Source organism: Streptomyces sp. NPDC053673, from assembly GCF_055585225.1.
On the sequence record NZ_JBVJKN010000071.1, the window covers coordinates 1 to 7,320 of the forward strand.

Sequence of the window (7,320 nt, forward strand, 5' to 3'; positions counted from 1 at the left end):
CTGGCCACCGAGATCCCGGTCCGGGCCGCGCTCTTCCAGACCGCACCCGACCAGCACACCCTTCTCGTCCTGGTCCACCACATCGCCGGCGACGGGTCCTCCACCCGTCCGCTGGTGGGTGACCTCGCCGCGGCTTACGAGGCGCGTGCGGCGGGGGAGGGCCCGCAGTGGTCCGCCCTGTCCGTGCAGTACGCCGACTACACGCTCTGGCAGCGCGAGTTCCTGGGCTCCGAGGACGACCCCGACAGCGTGATCTCCCAGCAGATCGCCTACTGGAAGTCCCAACTCGCCGACCTGCCCGCCGGGATCGTCCTGCCCACCGACCGTCCTCGCCCCGCCGTCCCGACCCACAACGGCGACCGGCACGAGTTCGAGGTGCCGGCCGGTGTCCACGAGGCGGTCGCGGAGCTGGCCCGGCAGAGCGGCGCGACGGTGTTCATGGTGCTGCAGGCCGCTCTGGCGCTGCTCCTGTCCCGGTCCGGCGCGGGCGAGGACGTGCCGATCGGCACGCCGATCGCCGGACGCAGTGATGACGCCGTCGACGACCTCGTCGGCCTGTTCATCAACACCCTCGTCCTGCGCACCGACCTGTCCGGCGACCCCACCTTCCGCGAGCTGCTGGCCCGCGTCCGGGAGACCGACCTGGGCGCCTACGCCCACCAGGACCTCCCCTTCGAACGCCTCGTCGACATCATCAACCCCGAACGCTCCCTGTCCCGCCACCCCCTCTTCCAGGTCATGCTCACGCTCAACAACGAGCGCGAGCACAGCGCGAACGCCGTGCCCGACGACCTGGGCGGAGTCACCGCGACACCGGAGGCCGTGGGCGTCGGCACCGCCAAGTCCGACCTGGTCTTCGGGTTCGCCGAGCTGCGGGGGGACGACGGCGGCCTCATGGGGCTCCAGGGTCTGCTGGAGTTCAGCACCGACCTGTTCGAGCCCGGCACCGCCGCTGCCCTTGCCCGGCGTTTCGTGTACCTCCTGGAGACGCTCGTCGGAGCACCCGACCAGAACCTGTCGTCGTACGACGCGCTGACGCCCGCCGAACGGGACAAGGTCCTCAGGGCATGGAACGACACTGCGTACGAGGAGACCGGCACCACCGTGACCGGCATGTTCCGCGCCATGGTGACCGAGGCCCCCGACGACGTGGCCGTCGTCTTCGACGGACGCGCCCTGACGTATGCCGAGCTGGACCGGCGGTCGGACCGGTTGTCCGTGCTGCTGGCCGAGCGGGGCGTCGGACCCGAGAAGTTCGTCGCCGTCGCCCTGGAGCGCTCCGAGTCCTGGGTCGTGACCCTGCTCGCCACCCTCAAAGCCGGGGGAGCGTTCATGGCGCTCGACCCCAACTACCCGGCCGAGCGCATCGCCCTCATGCTGGAGGACAGCCGACCGGAGCTCATCGTCACGCAGGCCGGTCTGCGCGATCTGGTCGCCCAGGACAGCACGCCGGTCCTCCTGCTCGATGACCCCGGGATCACGGCGACGGTGCTCGACGGCGGCGGAACCGCGCCTCAAAGCGTGCCGGTCTCCCCGCTCAGCCCGGCCTTCATGGTCTACACCTCGGGGTCCACCGGCCGCCCCAAGGGCGTGGTGCTCCTGCACGAGGGCCTGCCAAGCCTGGTGTCCAGCACCATCGCCCGCCTGCGTGTCGGTCGGGGCAGCCGTCTCCTGCAGATGGCGTCCATGAGCTTCGACGCCGCGGTCTGGGACGTCCTCGCCTCGCTGCTGACCGGTGCCACACTCGTCCTGCCGCCCGGTGACCAGCCCCTCGGCAGCGAAGTCGCCCGACTCGTCGCCGCGACCGGCGTGACCCACATCTTTCTGCCGCCCGCAGTCGTCTCCAGCCTCCCCGAGGAGGAGTTCCCGGCGGGCCTCACGATCACCATGGGCGGCGACGTCTGCCCACCGGCCACCGCACGCCGCTGGGCCGCACGGCACCGGGTGATCAACCTGTACGGGCCCTCCGAGGTCACCGTCGGAGCCACCACCTGGGAGTACGAAGCCGACAAGGCGCTCACCGTCGTCCCGATCGGCACCCCGATCGACAACCAGAGGGTCTACATCCTGGACCACCGGCTGCGCCCCGTGCCGCCGGGCGTCGTCGGTGAGCTGTGGATCGTCGGCGCCGGACTCGCCCGGGGCTACCACCGGGCGCCGGAGCGGACCGCGGAGCGGTTCGTCGCCACCCCGTACGGCGCTCCGGGCGAGCGGATGTACCGCTCCGGGGACCTCGCCCGCTGGAGGTGGGACGGCACGCTGGAGTTCGTCGGACGCGACGACGGCCAGGTCAAGTTCGGCGGATTCCGGGTCGAGCTGGGCGAGGTGGAATCCGTACTGGTCCGCTTCCCCGGCGTCGCCCAGGCGGCGGCCACCGTCCGCGAGGACAGGCCGGGCCACCGCAGGCTCGTCGGCTACGCCGTACCCGAATCCGGCGCGGTGCTCGATCAGGAGGAGCTGCGGCACTTCGTCGCGGCGACCCTGCCGGGCTACATGGTTCCCTCCGCGTACGTCGTGCTCGACGAGTTGCCCCTGTCGCCGAACGGCAAGGTCGACCACGGCGCGCTGCCCGAGCCGCGGCACGAGACGTCGTCCGCCCCCCGGGGCCATCGCGAGGAACTGCTGTGCCGGCTGTTCGCCGAGGTACTCGGCCTCGACGCGGTCGGCCCGGACGACCGGTTCTTCGACCTCGGAGGCGACAGCATCTCATCGATCCAGCTGATCGGCCGTGCCCGTGCGGAAGGACTCGGCCTCAACCCCCGTGACGTCTTCACGCACCAGACCCCGGCGACACTCGCGGCCGCAGCACGGTCCGCCGAGGCGCCGGCCGGGGCCGCGGGGCGCGCCGATGACGAGGAAGGGCCGCTGCCGCTCTCGCCGGTGCTCAGCTGGTTCACCGAGCGCGGCGGCAGCGGCGAACGGTTCGCCCAGTCACGGTTCCTGGAGCTGCCGGCCGGCAGCGGCCTCGAGACGCTGCGCGCCACCGTCGAGACGATCGTCCGGCGGCACGACGCACTGCGCCTGAGGCTCGTCGGCGAAGGCGGCGGACAGTCGCTGGAGATCCAGAACGGGGACTCGGTGGATCTGGCCGATGCCGTACGCCGCGTCGACCTCGCCGCGGAACCCGACGGCGGAGCCGCCCGCATGGCGAAGGAGACCGATGCGGCCCGGGAACGGCTCGACCCGCGCGAGGGACGCAACGTCGAGGTGGTCTGGTTCGACCGCGGCCCCGACGAGGCGGGGCTCGTCCTCGTGGCCATCCATCACTTCGCCGTCGACGAGGTGTCCTGGCGCATCCTGCTGCCCGAGCTGATCGAGTGCTGGAACGCGCTGCGCGAGAACCGGGAGCCGGAACTGCGCCCCATCGGCACATCGCTCCGCCAGTGGACGCGCGCGCTGCACACCGCGGCCCGCAGCCCCGAACGGACCGCCGAGGCAACGGTGTGGAAGCAGCTGCTCGCCGGCCCCGACCAGCCGTTGGGCAAGCGGCCGTTCGACCGGGACCGCGATGTCTTCGGCGCCTCGGCCCGGCTGTCCGTGACCTTGAGGACGGACGTCACCGAACGGGTCCTGTCCACCGTCCCGGCCGCTTTCCACGCCGCCGTCGACGACGTGCTCCTCACCGGTCTCGCCCTCGCGGTGACCCGCTGGCGCGGCAACGGCTCGGCCCTGCTGGTCGACGTGGAGGGCCACGGGCGGGACGAGACCCTGATGCCCGGAGCCGACCTGACGACGACAGTCGGCTGGTTCACCAGCGTCCACCCGGTGCGGCTGGACCTCGGCGGAGTGGACGTCGGTGACGCCCTGAGGGCCGGCACGGGTGCCGGTCAGGCGGTCAAGACGGTCAAGGAGCAGCTCCGGGAGGTACCGGGGGAGGGGACGGGCTACGGACTGCTCCGCTACCTCAACCCCGACACCTCGGGTGACCTGGCGGCCCTTCCCGCCCCGCAGATCGCCTACAACTACCTCGGCCGCACCAAGGGCCAGGTGGCCGAGCCCACGGCGCGGAGCGCCGGCGGCGCGGAAGAGTCGCACGGCCCGCTGTTGCACCCGGTGGAACTGAACGTGGTGGTCCGCGAGTACGAGGACGGTCCGTCCCTCACCGCCACCTGGACCTGGGCCACCGGCCTGTTCGAACAGGACCGGATCGCCGATCTCGCCCACACCTGGGTCGAGGCGCTGGAGGCGCTGGCCGACCACGCCGACAACCCGGACGCCGGCGGCCACACCCCCTCGGACCTGCTGGGTGCCGGGCTGAGCCAGAACGAAATCGACGCCATCGAGGCCGAGTGGAGGACTTCGTGAGCAACTCAGGTCTGCAGGACATCCTGCCGCTCTCCCCGATGCAGGAGGGCATGCTCTTCCATCGGCTCTTCGACGAGGACGCCCCCGACGTCTACGCCGTACAGTTGACCGTCGACCTTGAGGGCGAGCTGTCCGTGCCGTCACTGCGGGCGGCGGCACGAGCGCTGCTCGCCAGGCACCCCGGGCTGAGGGCCGCGTTCCGCCACCAGGGGCTCAGCCGGCCGGTCCAGCTCATCCCGAAGGACGTACCACTGCCCTGGTACGACCATGACCTGACCGACCTCCCGGAAGGCGAACGCGAGGCGCGCCTCGCCGAGCTGCTGGAGGCCGACCGGTACGCACCCTTCGACCTCATGCGGCCGCCACTGGTGCGGTTCCTGTGCGTACGCCTCGCCGTGGACAAGTACGTGTTCGTGATGTCCAACCACCACCTCCTCTTCGACGGCTGGTCCCAGCCGATCGTCCTCCGCGACCTCGTCACCCTGTACGGCACCGGCGGCGACGCCTCCGGACTGCCGCCCGTGCGCCCGCCGCGCGCCCACCTCGAGTGGCTGTCCCGCCGGGACCGTGCCGCCGACCGCGCGGCCTGGGCCGAGATCATGGAGGGATTCGACGAGCCCTCGCTGCTCGTACCCTCGGCCGCCGGAGCACCCCCGGCCCTGCCGGAACAGCTGGAACTCGCCCTGGAGGCGGACACCACCGCGTCCCTGACGCAACGGGCCAGGAGCCTGGGCGTCACCCCGAGCACCATGGTGCAGACGGCATGGGCACTGGTACTGGCTCAGCACACCGGCCGCGACGACGTGGTGTTCGGTGCCACGGTCTCCGGCCGCCCCGTCGAGGTCGCGGGTGCCGAGACGATGGTCGGCCTGTTCATCAACACGCTCCCCGTACGGGTCCGGCTGCGCCCCGCGGAAACGCTCGCCGCCCTGGTGACCCGGGTCCAGCAGGAGCAGGCCGGACTCATGCCGCACCACCACTACGACCTGCCCTCCATCAAGCAGCTCAGCGGACTGCGGGGCGACACCCCGCTGTTCGACTCGCTGCTCATCTACGAGAACTACCCCTCCGCACCCACCGGAGCGGTCGGAGCGGCGTCGGGCGGCGGCGGGCTCCGTATCGCCGGCCTCCGGGGGCGCGACGCCACGCACTACCCGCTGACCTTGATGGTCATCCCCGGAACCGAGCTGACCCTGCGCCTCTCCTACCGGCAGGACCTTCTCGACCGGAACACCGCGGGCAGTCTGGGCGAGCGCCTGCTGCGGGCGCTGCGCACGCTGGCGAGCGAGACGGCCACGCCGGTCGGCCGGCTGGACGTGCTGGACGAGGAGGAGCGGGCGCTCCCCGACGAGCATCATGGCCCGGTCGCCCCCCTGCCCGACTCCTTGCCGGTGTTGTTCGAGGAGCGGGTGCGTGCTGTTCCGGACGCGGTCGCGGTGGTGTGCGGTGAGGTGTCGCTGTCGTATGCGGAGTTGGACGGGCGGGTGAACCGCCTGGCTCGGTTGTTGGTGTCGCGTGGGGTGGGGGTGGAGTCCCGCGTGGTGGTGGCGTTGCCGCGGTCGGTCGATGCGGTGGTGGCGTTGCTGGCGGTGCTGAAGACGGGCGGTGCGTATGTGCCGGTGGACCCGGAGTATCCGGCGGAGCGGATCGCGCATGTGGTGGAGGACTCGGCGCCGGTGCTGGTGCTGTCGGTCTCTGGCGCGCTGGACAGCGTGTCCGGGTCGGACGTCCCGGTCATCCTGCTCGACGACGTCGGTGTGACGGCCGAGCTGGGTGGGCTGTCGGGGGTTTCGCTGGGTGTGGTGCCGGAGTTGTCGTCGGCGGCGTACACGATCTACACCTCGGGTTCGACGGGGCGCCCGAAGGGTGTGGTGGTGCCGCACGGTGGTGTGGTGAACGTGTTGGCCGGTTTGCGTGATGTGGTGGGCGAGGACCGGGTTCTGGCGGTGACGACGTTCGCGTTCGACATCGCGGTGGTGGAGCTGTTCGCGCCGCTGGTGTCGGGCGGGTGTGTGGTGGTGGCCCCGTCCGACGTGGTCGCGGATGCCGAACTGCTGGTGGATCTGGCGGTCCGGGCGGACGTGTCGGTGGTGCAGGCGACCCCCAGCCTGTGGCGCGAGGTCGTGGCTGTTTCGGACGGTCGGCTGGCCGGCGTGCGGGCGTTGGTGGGTGGTGAGGCGCTGCCGGGTGAGGTGGCGTCGCTGATGGTGGATGAGCTGGCGTCGGTGGTGAACGTCTACGGGCCGACCGAGACGACTGTGTGGTCGACGAGTGCCCCGGTGACAGCAGATGCTCCGGTGTCGATCGGTGGGCCGCTGGCCAATCAGCAGGTGTACGTGCTGGACGAGTGGCTGCGTCCGGTGCCGGTGGGTGTGCGTGGTGAGTTGTATATCGGCGGTGCGGGTGTGGTGCGGGGGTATCACGGCCGTGCGGATCTGACCGCGGAGCGGTTCGTCGCCTGTCCGTGGGGTGGCGGGCGGATGTACCGCACGGGTGATGTGGTGCGGTGGCGTGCGGACGGTGTGCTGGAGTTCGTGGGCCGGGCTGATGCGCAGGTGAAGGTCCGTGGCTTCCGTATCGAGCTCGGTGAGGTCGAGTCCGGCCTGCTGGCCGTCGAGGGCGTGGCTCGGGCGGTCGCGGTCGTCAATGAAGGCGTCTTGGTCGGCTATGTCGTCCCCGAGCCGGATACCGCCGTTGACGGCGGCGCGGTGCGTGAAAGTGCGCGGACACGGCTGCCGGAGTACATGGTGCCCACGGTCGTGGTCGTCCTCGACGCCATTCCGCTGACGCCGAACGGGAAGGTCGACCGCCGGGCCCTGCCGGCACCGGACTTCGGTGCCGCCGGGGCCGGATCCCGGGCAGCGAGGACGCCACGCGAAGAGATCCTTTGCGGCCTGTTCGGTGAGGTACTCGGCCGGCCGTCGGTCGGGATCGACGAGAGCTTCTTCGACCTGGGCGGGCATTCGCTGCTGGCGACCCGGCTGGTGTCGCGCCTGCGCTCCGTTCTCGGCGTGG

At 71.4% G+C, this 7,320-nt stretch carries 2 protein-coding genes; both read left to right on the forward strand.

Annotated features, from left to right (window positions below; all coding sequences use genetic code 11):
- On the forward strand, window positions 1–4,305 hold a 4,305-nt coding region (locus ACZ6ZQ_RS38185), incomplete at its 5' end, for an amino acid adenylation domain-containing protein (RefSeq protein WP_469773141.1).
- A partial coding sequence (locus ACZ6ZQ_RS38190) for an amino acid adenylation domain-containing protein (protein ID WP_469773142.1) occupies window positions 4,302–7,320 on the forward strand: 3,019 nt, incomplete at its 3' end. The genes ACZ6ZQ_RS38185 and ACZ6ZQ_RS38190, both read left to right, overlap by 4 nt.